We start from the raw sequence: 1,114 nt of genomic DNA, 5'->3' as shown, positions 1-1,114 counted from the left end.
GGAGCTGGGGGTGGCCGCAGAGACCAGCGAGAAGCGACTGTTTACTAAAAACACAGGTCCGTGCGAAGCCGTAAGGCGATGTATACGGACTGACGCCTGCCCGGTGCTGGAACGTTAAGGGGACCGGTTAGCTCCATTTCGGTGGGGCGAAGCTGAGAACTTAAGCGCCAGTAAACGGCGGTGGTAACTATAACCATCCTAAGGTAGCGAAATTCCTTGTCGGGTAAGTTCCGACCTGCACGAATGGCGTAACGACTTCTCGACTGTCTCAACCATAGGCCCGGTGAAATTGCACTACGAGTAAAGATGCTCGTTTCGCGCAGCAGGACGGAAAGACCCCGGGACCTTTACTACAGTTTGATATTGGTGTTCGGTTCGGCTTGTGTAGGATAGGTGGGAGACTGTGAAGCATGCACGCCAGTGTGTGTGGAGTCGTCGTTGAAATACCACTCTGGTCGTGCTGGATGTCTAACCTGGGTCCGTGATCCGGATCAGGGACAGTGTCTGATGGGTAGTTTAACTGGGGCGGTTGCCTCCCAAAGGGTAACGGAGGCGCCCAAAGGTTCCCTCAGCCTGGTTGGTAATCAGGTGTTGAGTGTAAGTGCACAAGGGAGCTTGACTGTGAGACTGACGGGTCGAGCAGGGACGAAAGTCGGGACTAGTGATCCGGCGGTGGCTTGTGGAAGCGCCGTCGCTCAACGGATAAAAGGTACCCCGGGGATAACAGGCTGATCTTCCCCAAGAGTCCATATCGACGGGATGGTTTGGCACCTCGATGTCGGCTCGTCGCATCCTGGGGCTGGAGTCGGTCCCAAGGGTTGGGCTGTTCGCCCATTAAAGCGGTACGCGAGCTGGGTTTAGAACGTCGTGAGACAGTTCGGTCCCTATCCGCTGTGCGCGTAGGAGTCTTGAGAAGGGCTGTCCCTAGTACGAGAGGACCGGGACGGACGAACCTCTGGTGTGCCAGTTGTTCTGCCAAGGGCATGGCTGGTTGGCTACGTTCGGGAGGGATAACCGCTGAAAGCATCTAAGCGGGAAGCCTGCTTCGAGATGAGGACTCCCACCCACTTGATGGGGTAAGGCTCCCAGTAGACGACTGGGTTGATAGGCCAGA

The 1,114-nt window shown here is 56.5% G+C and carries 1 rRNA gene (cut by a window edge); it reads left to right on the top strand.

Annotation, left to right across the window (positions count from 1 at the left end):
- Window positions 1–1,114: ribosomal RNA gene (locus tag ACFWZ5_RS46030) — 23S ribosomal RNA — on the top strand (its annotated part extends 1,670 nt beyond the left edge of the window); the annotation flags it as partial.

This window comes from Streptomyces sp. NPDC059003 (assembly GCF_042740445.1).
GTDB lineage: Bacteria > Actinomycetota > Actinomycetes > Streptomycetales > Streptomycetaceae > Streptomyces.
The sequence above is the reverse complement of the archived record's forward strand: the minus strand, read 5'-3'. Positions and strand labels throughout refer to the sequence as shown.